The 17,672-nt window shown below is 60.4% G+C and carries 17 protein-coding genes, 1 pseudogene and 3 riboswitches; of the genes and pseudogenes, 8 read left to right on the top strand and 10 right to left on the bottom strand.

The window, feature by feature from the left end; genetic code table 11:
- Nucleotides 1-73: 73 nt before the first annotated feature.
- Nucleotides 74-343: riboswitch (cobalamin riboswitch) on the bottom strand.
- 160 nt (nucleotides 344-503) lie between these two features.
- Nucleotides 504-772, top strand: a riboswitch (cobalamin riboswitch).
- A gap of 597 nt (nucleotides 773-1,369) precedes the next feature.
- Genes cobA through M0D69_RS23160 form a run of 5 tightly spaced genes read left to right on the top strand, consistent with a single transcriptional unit; the run spans nucleotide 1,370 to nucleotide 4,607 of the window.
- Complete coding sequence (gene cobA, locus M0D69_RS23180) at nucleotides 1,370-2,080, top strand: uroporphyrinogen-III C-methyltransferase (protein ID WP_301784291.1); 711 nt, start codon at nucleotides 1,370-1,372, stop codon at nucleotides 2,078-2,080.
- Complete coding sequence (locus tag M0D69_RS23175; RefSeq protein WP_301784227.1) at nucleotides 2,077-2,472, top strand: cobalamin biosynthesis protein; 396 nt, start codon at nucleotides 2,077-2,079, stop codon at nucleotides 2,470-2,472. Before cobA ends, M0D69_RS23175 begins: the two co-directional genes overlap by 4 nt.
- Complete coding sequence (gene cobO / locus M0D69_RS23170) at nucleotides 2,472-3,074, top strand: cob(I)yrinic acid a,c-diamide adenosyltransferase (protein WP_301784226.1); 603 nt, start codon at nucleotides 2,472-2,474, stop codon at nucleotides 3,072-3,074. Before M0D69_RS23175 ends, cobO begins: the two co-directional genes overlap by 1 nt.
- Nucleotide 3,075: 1 nt before the next feature.
- A complete protein-coding gene (locus tag M0D69_RS23165) occupies nucleotides 3,076-4,374 on the top strand; it encodes a cobyrinate a,c-diamide synthase (protein ID WP_301784225.1) in 1,299 nt (432 codons plus the stop codon).
- Nucleotides 4,371-4,607 (top strand): DUF1289 domain-containing protein, encoded by a 237-nt coding sequence (locus M0D69_RS23160; protein WP_301784224.1) that lies wholly within the window; start codon nucleotides 4,371-4,373, stop codon nucleotides 4,605-4,607. The genes M0D69_RS23165 and M0D69_RS23160 overlap by 4 nt, the downstream gene beginning before the upstream one ends.
- A 46-nt stretch (nucleotides 4,608-4,653) precedes the next feature.
- Here the strand turns inward: M0D69_RS23160 and M0D69_RS23155 are convergent, their stop codons facing one another.
- Nucleotides 4,654-5,421, bottom strand: coding sequence for a CbtA family protein (locus M0D69_RS23155; protein WP_301784223.1), 768 nt, complete (start codon nucleotides 5,419-5,421; stop codon nucleotides 4,654-4,656).
- 8 nt (nucleotides 5,422-5,429) lie between these two features.
- On the bottom strand, nucleotides 5,430-5,663 hold the full coding sequence (locus tag M0D69_RS23150) for a CbtB-domain containing protein (protein WP_047846732.1): 234 nt from the start codon (nucleotides 5,661-5,663) through the stop codon (nucleotides 5,430-5,432).
- A gap of 30 nt (nucleotides 5,664-5,693) precedes the next feature.
- Nucleotides 5,694-5,828: riboswitch (cobalamin riboswitch) on the bottom strand.
- 43 nt (nucleotides 5,829-5,871) lie between these two features.
- Here M0D69_RS23150 and M0D69_RS23145 point away from each other — a divergent pair.
- Nucleotides 5,872-6,432 carry a histidine phosphatase family protein gene (locus M0D69_RS23145; protein WP_301784222.1) on the top strand — a complete coding sequence of 187 codons (561 nt, stop codon included), beginning with the start codon at nucleotides 5,872-5,874 and terminating at the stop codon, nucleotides 6,430-6,432.
- 75 nt (nucleotides 6,433-6,507) lie between these two features.
- On the opposite strand, the gene M0D69_RS23140 is transcribed toward M0D69_RS23145, so the two are convergent.
- Both M0D69_RS23140 and lhpI read right to left on the bottom strand, forming a co-directional pair.
- On the bottom strand, nucleotides 6,508-6,843 hold the full coding sequence (locus M0D69_RS23140) for a hypothetical protein (protein ID WP_301784221.1): 336 nt from the start codon (nucleotides 6,841-6,843) through the stop codon (nucleotides 6,508-6,510).
- Between the two features lie 81 nt (nucleotides 6,844-6,924).
- Entirely contained in the window at nucleotides 6,925-7,872 is a 948-nt protein-coding gene (gene lhpI / locus M0D69_RS23135) for a bifunctional Delta(1)-pyrroline-2-carboxylate/Delta(1)-piperideine-2-carboxylate reductase (protein WP_301784220.1), read from the bottom strand.
- 269 nt (nucleotides 7,873-8,141) lie between these two features.
- Here lhpI and ppk2 point away from each other — a divergent pair, with 269 nt between their 5' ends.
- Complete coding sequence (gene ppk2, locus M0D69_RS23130) at nucleotides 8,142-9,038, top strand: polyphosphate kinase 2 (protein ID WP_301784219.1); 897 nt, start codon at nucleotides 8,142-8,144, stop codon at nucleotides 9,036-9,038.
- A 12-nt stretch (nucleotides 9,039-9,050) separates the two neighbouring features.
- Here ppk2 and M0D69_RS23125 read toward each other — a convergent pair whose 3' ends face one another.
- The 5 genes from M0D69_RS23125 to M0D69_RS23105 all read right to left on the bottom strand — a co-directional run bounded on the left by M0D69_RS23125 (nucleotide 9,051) and on the right by M0D69_RS23105 (nucleotide 16,308).
- Nucleotides 9,051-9,284: a hypothetical protein gene (locus M0D69_RS23125; RefSeq protein ID WP_301784218.1), complete on the bottom strand. Its 234-nt coding sequence runs from the start codon at nucleotides 9,282-9,284 to the stop codon at nucleotides 9,051-9,053.
- A 108-nt stretch (nucleotides 9,285-9,392) separates the two neighbouring features.
- Complete coding sequence (locus M0D69_RS23120; RefSeq protein ID WP_301784217.1) at nucleotides 9,393-10,916, bottom strand: efflux transporter outer membrane subunit; 1,524 nt, start codon at nucleotides 10,914-10,916, stop codon at nucleotides 9,393-9,395.
- An 11-nt stretch (nucleotides 10,917-10,927) separates the two neighbouring features.
- Nucleotides 10,928-14,122: an efflux RND transporter permease subunit gene (locus M0D69_RS23115; protein WP_301784216.1), complete on the bottom strand. Its 3,195-nt coding sequence runs from the start codon at nucleotides 14,120-14,122 to the stop codon at nucleotides 10,928-10,930.
- Between the two features lie 127 nt (nucleotides 14,123-14,249).
- Nucleotides 14,250-15,443, bottom strand: coding sequence for an efflux RND transporter periplasmic adaptor subunit (locus M0D69_RS23110; RefSeq protein WP_301784215.1), 1,194 nt, complete (start codon nucleotides 15,441-15,443; stop codon nucleotides 14,250-14,252).
- A 37-nt stretch (nucleotides 15,444-15,480) separates the two neighbouring features.
- Nucleotides 15,481-16,308 carry an alpha/beta hydrolase fold domain-containing protein gene (locus tag M0D69_RS23105; RefSeq protein ID WP_301784214.1) on the bottom strand — a complete coding sequence of 276 codons (828 nt, stop codon included), beginning with the start codon at nucleotides 16,306-16,308 and terminating at the stop codon, nucleotides 15,481-15,483.
- Between the two features lie 197 nt (nucleotides 16,309-16,505).
- Between M0D69_RS23105 and M0D69_RS23100 the strand changes: the two are divergent.
- Nucleotides 16,506-17,414 (top strand): annotated as a pseudogene (locus M0D69_RS23100) (LysR family transcriptional regulator); the annotation flags it as partial.
- A 52-nt stretch (nucleotides 17,415-17,466) separates the two neighbouring features.
- Here the strand turns inward: M0D69_RS23100 and M0D69_RS23095 are convergent.
- On the bottom strand, nucleotides 17,467-17,672 hold a 206-nt coding region (locus tag M0D69_RS23095; protein ID WP_301784212.1), incomplete at its 5' end, for a hypothetical protein.

Raw genomic sequence — 17,672 nt, 5'->3', positions numbered from 1 at the left:
GCAGGACTTCAATCCGGAAAATCATGATGAAAAGTGTCGATCGTATGCCGCATCCCCGCGACATCGTTCGCTTCAGGTGTTGACTCGTTCCGGCCGGTATCCGGGCTGACGAAAATGCCGCTTCACCTTCCCGCATGGAATAGACATGCAGTGGTTTTTTGAAGCCGGCTTTATCGCGCGAGGTGGGGGGAAACTGGGTAAAACCACGCCACGCGATTTTTCGCTTGACCGTTGCGGGGGCAGCGCAGGTTGGCATGACCGAGGATCCGGCAACGCGTCCTGCTTCCCGTTTAACTGCGCGCAGCAGACACCGCGCGCGAGCACCAGAAAACTGCCGCCAAGTCTAGGCTGCTGGTGGGTTAGCGTCAAGGTTTGGGCGGCGTGTAAAAGGGGCTTTCACGGGCGCCGGCAGACGAGAGGCCGTGCCTATGCGAACCGGAAAAACCTTCGCCGTTGGTGGAATTCAGCCTGTAAAACCCCAGCGCAAGCAACACCCGCTGTGCTATCTTTGGCCAGCGTCTGGTGCTCACGCGCGCTTTTCCCGCGCGCGTAGTTAAACGGGACACAGGATGCACAAGCGCGTTTTTCCTCACGCTTGTGCCGACAAAGAACCTGTGCTGTCCCCGCAACGGTACGCGACCCGCGCCCGCTTCGACTTTCTCTCATTCGAACCGGGTGCCCATTTCCTCCACGGCCACTGCTCCCACGAGCGGGAAGGCGAGCGGAATGCGGTCGCCAAGCCCGGATACCGGCCAGTCGCCAAGTGGCGCGCTCTAAAAGCGCGCCGGACGCCGCATCCGCGAGGGACGGATGAAGGACGTAATGCTTATATCGTCTTACGTCAACTACCCCGCCCTGAAGGGCGGAGCTTGCAGAATACCGCGAGCTCGGGTTGACCAGACTAAGCGCTCCGGATGCCTTAATCCGGACTTCATTGCCGATTAGAGCGGGCGCTACGTTGTGCATAGGTTCAAGACCCACCCTGGGATGCTTCCTCAGTCCCCGGCTCTGGAAGTCCCGGTTGCAGACAAGCGACAGGGTAAGTACGAAACGGATCGGGACGAAATGCCGGTGCACAACATTGTCGAGGGGAGCGAGTCGCAAGACTGCGTTACTAGGCCCTTACGGGCAGAGTCGCAAGACCCTGATGGGTGCAAAGCCCGTCACCTATTTAACGAGACGCAGTTAAAACCGTCTCCTTACCTCCCCGGCTTGAAGTCCGGGGTTTCACGGAGACCCTGATGAATTCAATTTTTCAGTGCCTCCGCCGGGCCGCTTCCGCGGTTCCAGCCCCCATGCACGGAGCGCACCCGTGAGCACGCCCGCCCGCGTCTGGCTGATCGGCGCCGGCCCCGGAGACGTCGAACTGATGACGCTCAAAGCCGTGCGCGCGTTGTCGGAAGCCGATGTCGTGCTCGTCGACGACCTCGTGAATCCCGACGTGCTGAAGTTCGCCCGGGCCAACGCAGTCATTCAATACGTCGGCAAGCGTGGCGGCCATCCTTCCACGCCGCAAGCGGTGATCATCGAAGAAATGCTGGCCCATGTGCGTGCCGGCCGCGTGGTCGCGCGGCTGAAAGGCGGGGACCCATTTGTGTTCGGGCGCGGCGGCGAAGAGGTTCAGGCCCTGCATGCAGCCGGTGTACAGGTAGACGTGGTCGGCGGCATCACGGCGGGCATTGCCGCGCCGGCCGCCGTGGGCATTCCGGTCACGCATCGCGATCACACCATGGGCGTCGTGTTTGTCACCGGCCACGGCGCCAGCCGCGAATCGGGTGCGATCGAGCCTGACTGGCGCGCGCTCGTCGCGACGAAGATGACGCTTGTCGTATACATGGGCGTGCGGCGGCTCACCGATATCACCAACGCACTGGTCGATGCCGGGCTCGATCCCGAGACCCCTTGCGCCGCGATAGAACGTGCTACCCGCCCCGATCAACGGCATCTGCGAGCACCGCTCAGGCACCTCGCGGAAGCGGTGGAACACGCGGGAATCGGTGCGCCGGCTGTTGTCGTGATCGGCTCGGTTGCCGGGCTGGGCATTGCAAGTGCGCTGGATTACGTCACGCGGCAACCATGAACACATGGGTCATCGGCATAGGCTGCCGGCGCGGAGTGAGCGTCCAGCAGATCTATGCCGCAGTGTTCGCGGCATTGGGTGCACGACCGTTTTCGAACGTCCGCGCACTGGCCTCGATCGATAGCAAGAAAGACGAAACCGCGCTGATCGAATTTGCTGCTCATCACGGTTTGCCGCTGCAATTTTTTTCTAAGCAACACATCGCGCAGATCGAGACCAGCACGTCGAAACGCGTGCAGACGCTTATTGGCGTCGATGGCGTTTGCGAACCCTGCGCGCTGCTGGCATCGCGTGACGGACGAATCATAGTGCCGAAAATAGTGGCCGATGGCGTGACCGTCGCTATCGCTGAAGACAACCCGAAGCAACAGACTGACAACGAGAGAGCGTGATGAAAACGGACGAAGAAGCGCATCTGCGCATGACGCAGCGACGCAAGGAAGGCCACGAGAAAAAGCAGGCCGCCGCCGCGCGCGAGAAGGGTCTTTTGATCGTCAACACCGGTACGGGCAAGGGTAAAACAACGGCGGCGTTCGGCATGGCCGTCCGCGTGCTCGGACACGGCATGCGGCTTGGCGTGGTGCAGTTCATCAAGGGCGCGCTGCATACATCGGAGCGCGATTTCCTGGGCGCAATCGCAAACTGCGACTTCATCACCATGGGTGACGGTTATACATGGGACACGCAGAATCGCGATGCCGACATCGCAACGGCTCGCAAAGGTTGGGACGCGGCGCGCAAGATGATTGAAAGCGGGGAGTATCAGATGGTCGTGCTCGATGAGCTCTGCACGGTGCTCAAATACGAGTACCTGCCGCTCGGCGAAGTGCTCGCAGTGCTCAACGCGCGGCCTGAAATGCTGCACGTGGTCGTGACAGGTCGCCATGCTCCCGAAGCGCTGATCGAGGCCGCCGATCTCGTGACGGAGATGCGTCCGATCAAGCATCCGTATCGCGAGCAAGGGGTGAAAGCGCAACGCGGCGTCGAGTTCTGACGTGCGCGCCTGCCCCGCTTTATTCATCAGCGCGCCCGCGTCGAACCAGGGTAAAACCACGGTCACCGCCGGGCTCGCGCGCTATCACGCGCGGCTTGGCCGGCGCGTGCGTGTCTTCAAGACCGGCCCCGACTTTCTCGATCCGATGATCCTGGAGCGCGCGTCCGGTGCTCCGGTGTATTCGCTGCATCTGTGGATGGTCGGCGAAAGCGGCTGCCGTGCGTTGCTCGCGGAAGCGGCGCAGACAGCCGATCTGATTTTGATCGAAGGCGTAATGGGTCTGTTCGACGGTACGCCCAGCAGCGCTGATCTCGCGACCACGTTCGGCGTGCCGGTGCTGGCCGTGATCGGTGCACATGGCATGGCGCAGACCTTCGGCGCGATGGCGTTCGGACTCGCGCGATATCGTCCTGATCTTCCGTTCCATGGCGTGCTCGCCAATCGCGTGGCGTCGGCGCGGCATGCGCAAATGCTGGGCGAAGCCATTCCGGAAGGCATTCGATATTGCGGTCATCTGTCGAGCGCCGACGACATCGCGTTGCCCGGCCGGCACCTGGGTCTAACGCAAGCCGCCGAGGTGGCAGATCTTGATGCACGGCTGGATCGTGCTGCCGATGCTATCGGCGAGACGACGTTGCGAGAGCTTCCACCAGCGGTAGTGTTCAATCACGAGGCCCACCAGCAGCCGCCACGTTTGCTGGAAGGCATGCACATTGCCATCGCCCGCGACGCCGCGTTTTCGTTCATCTATCCCGCCAATCTCGATCTGCTCACGGCGCTGGGCGCGACGCTTTCAAGCTTCTCGCCCCTCGCCGATGAACCTGCTCCGGCCAACGCCGACGCGCTCTATCTGCCCGGCGGGTATCCCGAACTGCACACTGCCCAACTCGCCGCCAACGCAGCTAGCGCGGCCTCTATTCACGCACACGTTGAAGCGGGAAAACCGCTGGTCGCGGAATGCGGCGGCATGCTGTATCTTCTCGACTCGCTGACGGACATCGACGGTTCGCGGCACGCCATGCTCGGCCTTCTGCCCGGCCACGCGAAGATGCAAAAGCGCCTTGCACGGCTCGCGATGCAGCGGGTTGAAAGCCGTCACGGCACCAGCACCGGCCACACCTTTCACTATTCGTCGATGACCACCGGCATGTCACCCATACTCACCGCGACGCATGCCACCACGGGCGTGGAAGGCGAAGCGATCTACCGGCATGGTCCGATCACCGCTACCTACATGCACACTTACTGGCCAACGAATCCGGTGGCGGCAGCTGCCCTCTTTCGTGGCGAACCGCTATGACAATGCCTATGGAAATGGAATTACCGCTCGAACTGACGTTCACCATCGAACGCGCCAGGCAGCTTCAACCCGTGGGGTCACCTTGCACGGACGTATGCCGGCTCGACAAGATCACGGGTCATTGCGAGGGTTGCTTCAGAAGCCGCGAAGAAATCAAGGCATGGAAGACGATGCCCGATGCTGACAAACTCGCTCTCTTCGACAGCCTGCTTGCACGCAAGACTGCGGCATAAAAAAAGGGCGGCTTCTGGGCCGCCCCTCTTTCATGCAATAACTCGTTCAGGCAGAAGCCAAGCGCCGCGCCGGCACGCGCTCCATTTCGCGTTGTGCGAGAACGCCGAAGAGCAGACCGAGCGTGGTCCAGATCACTGCCTGAATACCGATCGCCGCCACGCGGAAATTCCACAGCAGCGTCGCTGAAAACAGCTTGGGCACTTCATCGACGGGCGGCAGCGCGAAGTACGCCAGCGCCATCAGCACGATATAAACGGCCACGGCGATCAGCGCCGCGTTCCAGTTACCGCGCGATGCCTGCATGCGACGCTGCAGCCGGACGGCAAACACGGCTACCACGAGCGAGATCACGACCATGCCGAAAAACAATGCGGTACGCGCGCCGATGGTCTCAGGATTTCCCACGGACGGTGGGTTCGGGGGGTACTTGAGGAACGGCACGATGGCGATAGTCACGAAGCCGAACAGGCCAAGCAACGCCGACGTGCCGCGCGCGCGCAAAGCGCCGAGCCGCCCATACGAGAACGCGAATACGAGCGAGAACAGACCGCCCAACGCAGTGCCGAACACCGAGACGCCAGTCAGCAAACCCAGTCCCGCTTGTGTACCGCGACTGATCAGTTCGACGTCATCGCCGTGATCGTGCGCATGCCCCGCCGCTGCATCAGCTTGTTCGCGCGCTTGCTCCTGCTGCGATTCGAACGCAATCGCACGATTCACCGATGGCTCGCCAAAAGTTTTTGCAAAGCAGAAGCCGAGCAGGCCCGCAACGAGTCCCGCGATCATGCCGCGTATCAAAAGATTTCGGATCATGGACGGCCTCAGTGGCAGGGGAAGCCGAGCAGATGGCGACCGTCGTGGACAAACTCGTGAATGTACATACCCTGGAAGATCGAGGTCGCGCCTTGTTCCGCGCCGACGAAATAAATCGCGATCAGCAAAAGCAGGCCGATAAACACAGCCCAGGGCAGCACTTCACGCACCGGAATGGGTACCGGTGCATCAAATGCGGGATTATTGCCGGACAGATTGGCGGATACGGCAGGATGATTCATGAACAACTCCAAGGGAAAACGCGTCCCGTAAGACTTAGGAAAGGTTGCAGCGGGGGTCTGACTTGCGGATGCCGATTGAATTTTCCTCAATCGACTACCGCTCACAGTGGCGCGACCGTGCCGGGCTCTCACCGGCTTCCTCGCGCTGCAAGCTTGTCATTCTATGATGTGTCAGCCGAAAGTAAAGCGATGCCTTAAGTAGAGCGCCATGAAAACCGAACTTATTTTGTTATGTCACGCGGCCACTCACGCAATGAAGAGCGGCCGCTTTCCGAATGCCGCCGATGCCATCGACGAGCTTGAGCAAGCCCGACTTCCGAAACTCGCTTCGATGTTTCAACCCGATCGCATCATTACCAGCCCGGCAAATGCGGCTATGCAAACCGGACGAACGTTCGGAATCGAAGCGAGTGTGGACACGTCATGGAACGACCTGAATTATGGTCTTTGGCAAGGCCGCCCGATCCGCGAGATTCACGATGAAGATGCGGTTGGGTTGGGCGCGTGGCTTTCCGAACCGGGAAGCGCGGCGCATGGCGGTGAGAGTCTGGAGGCCCTGCAAACAAGGGTTCGCGGCGCACTGGAGGGTGATCACGGAGCTGGCGTCACGTTGGTCGTGACTCACGCAATCGTGGTCAAGACAGTGCTCGCCATCGTGCTGGACGCACCGCTCACGGCAATCTATTGCATGGACCTGGAGCCGCTTTCGACAGTCACGCTGACCCGCTCAGGCGAAACATGGCGCCTGCGATGCAAGTCTTCCGTATGACAAAAACGCGTCGTTCTTACCGGATGCTGGAAAAAACGAGCTGATATTGCGAACGTCCTTGGCCACCAATTCCAGTCAGGCTTTCGCACCGCGTGCCATGCGCTGAAGCGTCGAAGAATCGATTGCACCTGCGCAAATCCTGATCGCTTCTTTCAGCGTACGGGGACGCCCCGCCGCAAAGTGCGCTTCAAGAATAGCGATGGCGCGAAGCCGTTCGTCGTTGCCAAGCGTCTCGCCGGTCGCCAGTTCAAGCACCGAAATAAAGTACGTCGCCGGAGGCGTCGCGCTTGAGGAGGCGGTGGGTGTCACTGTGGGAATCGCGTCTGACCATGCCTGTTTTGCGATGGTCGCTACATCGGATTGGGCGTGCCAACCCGCTTCTCTCAGTTCAAATTCGTTTCGACTAGTCATCAATCAAGCCCTGAAATAATCCTCGGATCACCCTTAGCTTGTTAGCAAGGACTATTCCAGCTTGAACGGGCGAGCGCTTGTTCAACTGCTCGCGAGGATTGTTCGTACGACCCTGCACGCCGCCAGATCCCATGCCGCGCATCCGACGCTCTTGAGCATGATCGGCCCCATGAGTCCTGAATCGGTGATTGAACCACTCAAGGCACCGGCGAGCGGCCGCACTTCATTCCAGTCGATACCCGCCTGGATAAGATCCCCGGCCTCATGCCGCGCACCGGCCAAATCGTCGACGAAAACATTGCTTGCAAGCACCGTCGATGCAGCGATCTCGGCGGCGTCGGGGGTGAACGCGCCCACTCCGATCACGAGCCGGCCCTCGATGGGCGGCAAAGTATAGACCGGCGTTTTGCTCGTGGTCGTCGCGATGACGACATCGATCGAAGCGGGAATGTCCACGTCCTTCAATGCGCTCAATTTCGCCGATAAACCCGCATGCTCCGCACAAAATGCCTCGGCGCGTTCGACTCGCGAGCCTTGCACAATGATGTTCGCGGCCGGATACAGCGCGCTCAGCGCCTCGACGTGATGCACGGCCTGCTTGCCCGTGCCGATGACCAAGACGGCCTCAGGCTCGCGTCCGAGCAGCGCCTGGATGCCGATCATCGTGACCGCGGCCGTGCGGCGGCCAGTGACCGTGGGACCGTCCAGCATGAACAGCGGCACGCCGGTTGCGGCATCGAAAGCGGTGACCTGACCGTGAATGGTCGGCAATCCGAGCGCGCCATTCTTCGGGCATACGTTGACGAGCTTGTGCATGGCGAGGTCGTCGGCGGCGGCTGGCATCGAGAGCATCACGGCGCCGTCGCGAAGCGGCACCACCATGCGCTCAGGGCTCGTGATGCGGCCGGCGGCGTAGTCGAGCATGGTGACCTTCAGGGTATCGACGAGGCGATCGAAGGGCAGCAGGCGCGTGGTGTCGGTGGCGTCGAAACGTGGCAGCGAAGAGGAAAGCGTAGCGGTATCGGTCATGGCGGTCGCGAGGAGAAAGCCGTTGGCAGGCGGGTGCAAGCGGGCATTCTAAAGGCAAACAAAATCACGCCGGCCCTATCGGCGGCAATGATCGCGTTCGTATGGCCGCTCTACCGCCCTTGCCGCCCTTGCCGCCCAATGCCGTAACATTCCTGAAATTATCGGGCCGGATAATCGATAATTTGCAAAATGGCCGGATTTTGCGGATTTTGTATTTCCTGCCGGGACGAGTCAACACGGTCAACACGCCAAACCAAACGGAGCTTCCCATGATTTCGCAGGATAAACAGCGCCGCTTCGAAGAAGACCTGATCGACAGCTACGACGAAGAACTGGAGATGGAAGTCGACGACCGTATCCTCGACGGCGACAGTACGTTTTCCGCCGAAGCGCGCGAGCAGCGCAAAATTTACTTTCGCGAACTGTTCCGTCTTCAGGGTGAACTCGTCAAGCTGCAGGACTGGGTCGTCGCGAGCGGCCATCGGCTGGTTGTGATTTTCGAAGGGCGCGACGCCGCCGGCAAAGGTGGCGCGATCAAGCGCATTACGCAGCGGCTGAATCCGCGCGTTTGCCGGGTCGCCGCATTGCCTGCGCCGAATAATCGCGAACGCACGCAGTGGTATTTCCAGCGCTACGTGTCGCATCTGCCGGCGGGCGGCGAGATCGTGCTGTTCGACCGCAGCTGGTACAACCGCGCGGGCGTGGAACGTGTGATGAATTTCTGTACCGATGCCGAGTACGAAGAGTTCTTCCGCTCAGTGCCCGAATTCGAAAAGATGCTGGTGCGCAGCGGCGTTCAGATCCTGAAGTACTGGTTCTCGATCACCGACGACGAGCAGGAAGTCCGTTTTCAGGCGCGTATTCAAGATCCGCTGAAGCAGTGGAAGCTCAGTCCGATGGATCTGGAAAGCCGTCGTCGCTGGGAGGCCTATACGCACGCAAAAGAAGTGATGCTGGCCCGCTCGCACATTCCCGAGGCACCGTGGTGGGTCGTGCAGGCCGTGGACAAGAAACGTGCGCGGCTCAATTGCATTCACCATCTGCTGAGCCAGGTGCCGTATCACGAGATCGAGCACCCCTCGATCGAATTGCCCGACCGCGTTTATAACGACGATTATCTGCGGCAGCCCGTGCCCGAAAGCATTATCGTGCCGGAAGTGTATTGATTGACGAGCGCGTTAGCAGTGGCAGGTCTTGTCATGCATGGCATGGACGACCTGCAGCGGCTGAGCATCGTCATGATCATGACGATGCCTGAAGACCGCTTGAAACATGTATTGCGAACCCTTCATGACCACGACGAACGTCACTTGCATCAGGTTGAAATCGAGCGTCACCATCAGGCGCATCAAGACCAACAGCGGTAGTACGACGGCGGGTCGGTAGAGTTGTCGTTCGATTAAAGCTTTCATGACGGCTCCCGTATCCATAGTTTTATTCTACGGACCGGGAGCCCCCGGATAAACCCTCTGTAATCGAAGACACTTGTCGCGCGTTTTGAACAATCGCGCTTTTAGTCCTTACCGCGAGGCGACGTTCGCATCCGCCGCGGGTGCGGCAGATGCCACCGGCAAGTCTCCCCAACCGCCGCCGAGTGCGCGGATCAAATTCACCGCCGACGTAGCCTGCACGCCCGCGAGTTGCACGGCTGTGCGTTGCGACTGCAGCACGGTACGTTCGGCATCGATCACGCTGAGATAGTTGACCGCTCCCTCGGTGTACTGCGAACGGGAAAGCTGCGCTGCCCGGTTCGACGCAGTCACCGCCTCGGCTTGCGTGCGCGTCTGATCATGAAGAATGCGCAGGTCGGACAGGTTGTCCTCGACTTCCTGGAACGCCACGAGCACCTGCTGCCGATAGTTCGCGACATCCTCTTCATAGATAGCGCGCGCGTTCGCGAGATTACCCTTGCGACGCCCGCCATCGAAGATCGGCAACGAGAGCGCCGTGCCCGAGAACGGTCCGAGCAAGAACGTGCGGCTCGACCAGTTGAAGAGATCGCCGAGTGTCGCCGATTCGAATCCGCCCGAGCCCGTTATGTTGAGCGACGGGAAAAACGCCGACTTCGCCACGCCAATACGCGAGTTCGCCGCTGCCATTGCACGCTCGGCCGCCGCGATATCCGGACGACGTTCGAGCAACGAAGACGGCAAGCCCGGCGGAATATTGATATCGACAGGATTCAGCGGGTTGGCCGCCATCGAGAACTGCGACGCCGACTTGCCGAGCAGCACCGCGAGGCTATGTTCGGACGCGGCGCGCAAGCGCTGCACCGTCATGGCGTCGGACTTCGCCGTGGCGAGTTCGGACCTGGCCTGAGCCACGTCCAGCTCGCTGATCTCGCCCTCGTTGAAGCGGTTCTGCACGAGCTTCAGGGCCTGCTCGCGCAGCACCACGGTCCGCGTAAAGACATCGCTTTCCGCATCGAGCTCACGCAGGTTGAAGTAGTTCTGCGCCACGTCCGCCTGCAATGCGAGCTGCACGGAGCGGAACAACGCTTCGCTTTGCTCCGTGTCGGCGTTCGCGGCCTTCACGGAGTCCGACACGCGGCCGAACAGATCCACTTCATACGATGCGCTCGCCTGCGCACGCCACAAGGTCTGCGACGGTACGTTTGCGTTGGCCGGCAGGAACTGCGACGCCGGCGAAAACTTCTCGCGGGTCGGACCAAAACCCGCATCGAGCGTTGGGAACAACGCGGCCCGCGCCGTCTGGTTGATCGCGCGTGATTCCTTCACGCGTGCCGCCGCAGCCTTAAGGTTCTGGTTCGCCTCAAGCGCCTGATGTTCCAGGTCGTTGAGCGTAGCGTCGTTGAAGACGGTCCACCATTCGCCGCGCAAGACCTGCTCCGACGGTTGCGCCGTCTTCCACGTGCCCTGCTCCGACGGCGACAGTGCCGTTTCCTGAGGTGCTTCCTTGAAGGCTGCCGGTGCGCTCACGTCGGGCTTCGCGTAGGTCGGCGCGAGCGAGCAGCCCGCGACGACCAGCAACGACCCGAGTAACGCCGACAATCCCAGCCACCGCTTGATATTCAACGTTTTCATTTCAGTCTCTCTCATACTTCAAGCGAAGCATTGACGCCGCGCATGTGCGGATTGTGGCCATGCTTGTCGACGAGATGTTCGCCGCCAGCCAGCTTTCTCAGCAGCACATAAAAGACCGGTGTAAGCATCAGGCCGAACAGCGTCACGCCGAGCATGCCGAAGAACACCGCGACGCCCATTGCATGCCGCATTTCCGAACCTGCTCCCGACGACACCACAAGCGGCACCACGCCCATGATGAAAGCGATCGACGTCATCAAGATCGGCCGCAGACGCAGACGGCTCGCTTCGATAGCCGCCTCCACGATCGAGCGCCCCTGCATTTCCAGCTCACGCGCAAATTCCACGATCAGGATGGCGTTCTTCGCTGACAAGCCCACCAGCACCATCAAGCCGATCTGCGTGAAGATGTTGTTGTCGCCCTTCGTGAGCCACACGCCAAGCAATGCAGAGAGAATGCTCATGGGCACGATCATGATCACGGCGAGCGGTAACGTCAGGCTTTCATACAACGCAGCCAGCACGAGGAACACGAGCAGCACGCTGATCGGGAACACCCACATGGCTGCATTGCCCGCGAGGATCTGCTGATACGTCAGGTCGGTCCATTCAAACTTGATGCCGCGCGGTAGCGTTTCAGCCGCGATTCGTTCCACTGCAGCCTGCGCCTGGCCCGACGAATAACCCGGAGCCGGACCACCGTTAATGTCGGCCGCGGTGTAGCCGTTGTAGCGCACCACCATCTCTGGACCATAGGTCGGCGTCACCTTGACGAGCGACGACAGCGGCACCATCTCGCCGTTCGCGTTGCGCGTCTTGAGCAAGCCGATGTCATCGGAGTTCGAGCGGAACGGCGCATCCGCCTGCACCCGCACCTGGTACACACGGCCGAAGCGGTTGAAGTCGTTCACATACAGCGAGCCGAGATACACCTGCATCGTGCTGAACACATCCGTCACAGAGACGCCCAGTTGCTTCGCCTTCACCCGGTCCAGATCCACGTTCAGTTGCGGCACGTTGATCTGATAGCTGGAGAACGTCGGACCCAGTTCAGGCGTCTGCGATGCACGCTTGATAAACGCCTGCGTCGCGTCGCTCAGTGCGGTGTAACCCAGTGCGCCACGGTCCTCGAGTTGCAACTTGAAGCCGCCCAGCGTACCCAGCCCAAGCACCGGCGGCGGCGGGAACACGGCAATGAACGAACCCTTGATCGCCGCATATTTCTGGTTCAATGCACCCGCAATCGCACCGGCCGAGAGCGCCTTGCCCTTGCGTTCGTCAAACGGCTTGAGCGTCACGAACACAATACCCGCGCTCGACGAATTCGTGAAACCGTTCACCGACAAACCCGGAAATTCCACCGCGCTCTGCACGCCCGGCGTCTTTCTCGCGATGTCCGTCATCTGGCGAATCACCGCCTCGGTACGATCAAGCGACGCACCGTTGGGCAACTGCGCAAAGCTGATCAGGTACTCCTTGTCCTGCGCCGGCACGAAGCCGCCCGGCACGACCTTGCCCATCAGGACCGCGCCGGCCAGCAGCACGACATAAACGCCCATCATCAGCGCCTTGCGGTTGACCACGCCGGTCACGCCCTTGCCGTACTTCTCCGAACCACGCTTGAAGACCTTGTTGAACTGGCGGAAGAAACCACCGAATACACGATCCATGCCGCGTGTGAGCCAGTCTTTCGGTTCGTCGTGGCCCTTCAGCAGCATCGCTGCCAATGCCGGCGACAAGGTCAGCGAATTGAATGCCGAGATCACTGTCGAGATGGCGATGGTCATCGCGAACTGCTTGTAAAACTGACCCGTCAAACCGGACATGAACGCGAGCGGCACGAACACAGCTGTCAGCGTCAGCGCGATAGCGACGATCGGCCCGCTCACTTCGCGCATGGCCTGATAGGTCGCCTCCCGTGCCGATAACCCTGCCTCAATGTTCCGTTCGACGTTCTCCACCACCACGATCGCATCGTCCACCACGATCCCGATCGCGAGCACCATCCCGAACAATGACAACGCATTGATCGAGAAGCCGAACGCGAGCAGCAGCGAGAATGTACCGATGATCGACACCGGCACCGCCAGCAGCGGAATGATCGACGCGCGCCACGTTTGCAGGAACACGATCACCACCAGCACGACCAGCGCAATCGCTTCGATCAGCGTATGAACCACTGCATCGATACTCGAACGCACGAACTGCGTCGGGTCGTAGACGATTTGATAATCCACGCCCGCCGGCATGTCCACCTTCAGCTCCTTCATCGTCTGCCGAACCTGATCGGAGATCTGCAGCGAGTTCGCACCCGGTTGCTGGTTGATCGCCATCGCAACCGCCGACTTGTTGTCGAGCAGCGAACGCAAGCCATATTCCGACGCAGCCAGCTCAACCCGTGCCACATCATGCAGATGCGTGACCGCGCCATCGGGCGAGGTCTTCAGCACGATGTCACGGAATTCGGCCTCGGTCTGCAAGCGTCCTTGTGCGTTCACGTTCAGTTGCAGCGGTACATTCGACAATGTCGGCGATGCACCGATCACACCGGCTGCCACCTGCACGTTCTGCTCGCGGATGGCGTTCACCACATCGGTCGCCGTCATGCCGCGCTGCGCGACCTTTTGCGGATCGAGCCAAATGCGCATGGAGTAATCGCCCGAACCCCAGAGCTGAACCTGCCCCACGCCCTGAATCCGCTCAAGCCGGTCCTTCACGTTGATCAGCGCGTAGTTGCGCAGATACGTCATGTCGTAGCGGTCATTCGGCGAGATCAGATGGACCACCATGGTGAGCGTCGGCGACGACTTGATGGTTGTCACACCGAGCCGCGTCACGTCTTCAGGCAGACGCGGCAAGGCCTGCGACACGCGGTTCTGCACGAGTTGCTGTGCCTTGTCCGGGTCCGTGCCGAGCTTGAACGTCACCGTGATGTTCAGGTTGCCGTCGCTGTTAGCTTGCGACTGCATGTACAGCATGTCTTCCACGCCGTTGATCTGCTCTTCCAGTGGCGACGCCACCGTTTCAGCGATCACCTTCGGATTCGCCCCCGGATATTGAGCATGGACGACCACGGACGGCGGCACGACTTCCGGATATTCGGAGATCGGCAGCTTGAACATGGCGATAATGCCCGCCAGCAGGATGAGCACCGATAGCACGCCAGCGAAGATCGGGCGGTCGATGAAGAATTTAGATATGTTCATGACGGTTTCTTTATCTGCATGAGAGGCTGCGCGCGCGTAGGCGGTCACCGGTCCGTCCCGTCAGGAACGAACCCGTCACGTACTTCGCACACGTAGAGCCGCTGTTAAGCGTCTTATAAAGCGCGTCTTATGAAGCGTCTTTGGTGGCCGGCGACGCACTCGCCATTGCTACGGGATTGGCCTTCACGACATCGTTCGGACGCACGCGCTGCAGACCGTTCACCACGATCCGTTCGCCCGGCTGCAAGCCCTTCACGATCACGCGCAGGCCGTCGCTCAGGGTGCCGAGCGTGACTTCGCGGTACTGCGCGTGGCTGTCGTGATCGACCACCATCACGAACTTCTTGTCCTGGTCGGTTCCGATCGCGGCATCGTCGATCAGCACGGCCGGATGCGGCGTGCCGCCACCCACTTTGATGCGTGCGTACAGGCCCGGGACCAGCGAACCGTCGGCGTTATCGAAACGAGCCCGCACGCGGATCGTGCCTGAGCCCGTGTCGAGCTGGTTATCGACGGATGCAACCTTGCCTTCGCGCGAGAAACCATTCTCGTTCGCGAGACCGAGCGAGACCGGCACGCTTGCACGCGAGTCGCGGCTCAGATAACGCAGGTAAGTTTGTTCATCGACATCGAACGAAGCGTAGATCGGCGACACCGACACCAGCGTAGTCAACAACGGTGCGCTGGAACCCGTCGACACGATGTTACCCACCGTCATCTCGGCACGCGATACACGGCCTGACACCGGCGCCACGATCTGCGTGTACGTCAGGTTGATCTTCGCCGTCTCTAGCGCCGCTTGCGCCGCCTTCAGGTTCGCAGCCGCTTCATGCGCCGAGTTTTGCTTCTCGTCGTAGTCGCGCTTGGCGATGGCGTTGTCCGCCAGCAGCCGTTCGGCGCGCGCGGCATCGGTCGATGTATAACCGTTGCGCGCCTGCGCTGCGGCGAGCTGTGCCGCTGCCTGATCGACTGCCGCCACGTACGGCCGCGGATCGATCGTGAAGAGCGGATCGCCCTTCTTGACGAGCGCGCCGTCGGCGAAATGCACCGCGACGATGGTCCCCGGCACGAGCGGACGGATCTCGACTTTGTCGACGGCTTCAAGGCGCCCCGAATAGTTCTGGTAGTCGGTGATGGTCTTCGAGACCACCGTGGCGACATCCACTTCCATGGCGGGCGCCGACGGCTTGATGGCGGCCTCGGCGCCATTCACCGGCAGATCGCCGCGGCCGAAACCGTGCATGGCAGTGAATGTTCCGATGCCTGCGACGATCAGCGTGGCGCCCAGCGCGACGATAAGACGTTTGCGAGTGATGGACATGCGTTGCTCCGATTAGTCGTTGAGATTGTTTGAATTTTTAATGTGTCGCGAGTGGTGCAACTGCCTGCGCGCGAAGCCGTTTCTTGAAAAATGCGACGACGTCGGCGAGTGCGGCCGGGTCCGCTGCAAGCGCGTTATGCGATGCATTGACGTGCCGCGTGACTTCCGTCGGCACACCGGCGGCGATCAGCTCACCCGCGTATTTCTCTGCCTCGATATGCAGCAGATCATGCTGGGCGCTTGCAATCAGCGCCGGCGGCAAGCCTGCAAGGCGCCGCGATTCCAGCGGCGCTGCGTACGGATGAAGCCGTTGCGAAGCGTTCGGCAGGTACGCGCGATAACACTGCGCGCACTCCGTCATGCAGATGTCCGGCGAGCGCACCTTGTTCTCGTCGGCCATGCGCGTCATGCTTGGATCGAGCAGCGGCGCGAGCAGCGCTTGCGCCAGGATCACAATGTCCCCGCGATCCCGTGCAATAGCCGCAAGACAGGTGGCCAGATTGCCGCCTGCATCGTGCCCCGCCACACCAATCCGATTCGCGTCCGCCCGTTGCGCACGAGCGTTCGCTATGGCCCATTGCGCCGCCCGATAACCATCTTCAGGCGCGGCAGGAAACGGGAAAGCAGGGGCCAGCGAGTAGCCCACCGACACGACCCACGCCGCGGTGTCCCGGGCGATAGTGGCTGCGGCAATGTCAGCGTCATCCAGCGTGCCGCGCACAAAACCGCCGCCATGAAAATAGAGCACGACCGGCAGGACGCTGCCGTCCGAGGCGGGGCGATAACTGCGCAAGGTTATGGGTTGCGCATGTCCCGCGATTCGAACATCCTCTATGCAGAGGCCCAGATCCAGCGTTGATGCCATGGTTATTTTCAGCGCGTCCGCGCCATCCCACCCGAGTTGCGATGGAACGAATTCTGGGGGCAACGACATTTGAAATAAATGCCTATAATCCGGCAACACAATTCGGTCGCACCGAACAATCGCGATCGAAACTGCCCATTCCTGTCTGAGCGGCATCCTTATTCCGGACGCTGCAAAGCATTGACGGTGAGAGAAAAATGGACCGGCTACAAGCTATGCAGGTGTTTACAAGAGTCGTCGACACCAACAGTTTTTCGCGCGCGGCAGACACCATGGATATGCCCCGCGCCTCGGTGACGACGATCATTCAGAACCTCGAAGCGTTCCTCAACGTGCGTCTCCTTCAACGCACGACACGACGCCTGAACCTCACGCCGGACGGCGCTGCGTATTACGAGCGCTGCGTGCGGATTCTCGCGGATATCGAGGAAACCGAGAGTTCGTTCGCCAATACCGGCAAAGGTCCGCGCGGTAAATTGCGGATCGATATGCCGGGGTCGATCGGGCGCATGATCGTCATGCCCCAGCTTTGTGAATTCCACTCGCGTTATCCGGACATCGAATTGATGATCGGTTTCGGCGACAAACCGGTCGACCTGATTCAGGAAGGGGTGGATTGTGTCATTCGCGTCGGGACCCTGCAGGATTCGAGTCTGGTGGCGCGGCGGATCGGCGTATTTCAGGGCCTGACCGCGGCGAGTCCGGATTATCTCGAACTTCATGGCGTACCGCATACCATCGAGGATTTGCAGCAGCACACGGCTGTGAATTATTTTTCCAGCCGTACTGGCCGCGTGATGGATATGGATTTTGTCGTCGATGGGAAATCCGTCGACGTGAAGATGCGCGGGAAGATTGCCGTGAATGACGCCGAGGCTTATATCGCGTGCGGCGTCAAAGGAGTGGGGATCGTCCAGATACCGCGCTTCATGGCCCTTCCGCATTTGCGCTCCGGCGAACTGGTCGAAGTGCTGCCGCAGTGGAAACCGTTGCCCATGCCCATTTCGGTGGTTTATCCGCACAACCGGCATTTGTCGCCCAAGGTGCGGGTTTTTGTCGACTGGGCCGCTGAGTTGTTTGAACGGTGTCCTCTGCTTTCAGGGCAGGAAGATGCCGAGCAGCGGTGTCTGCCGACGGCTACGCCTAAGTCCTCGGTCGTTAAACACGGGACGCCGGATGTTGCCGGTACCGCTGAGGTGGTGGTTTAGGTTTAGGTTTAGGTTTAGGTTTAGGTTTAGGTTTAGGTTTAGGTTTAGGTTTAGGTTTAGGTTTAGGTTTAGGTTTAGGTTTAGGTTTAGGTTTAGGTTTAGGTTTAGGTTTAGGTTTAGGTTTAGGTTTAGGTTTAGGTTTAGGTTTAGGTTTAG

The organism is Caballeronia sp. SEWSISQ10-4 2 (genome assembly GCF_030464885.1).
Lineage (GTDB): Bacteria > Pseudomonadota > Gammaproteobacteria > Burkholderiales > Burkholderiaceae > Caballeronia.
The sequence above is the reverse complement of the archived record's forward strand: the minus strand, read 5'-3'. Positions and strand labels throughout refer to the sequence as shown.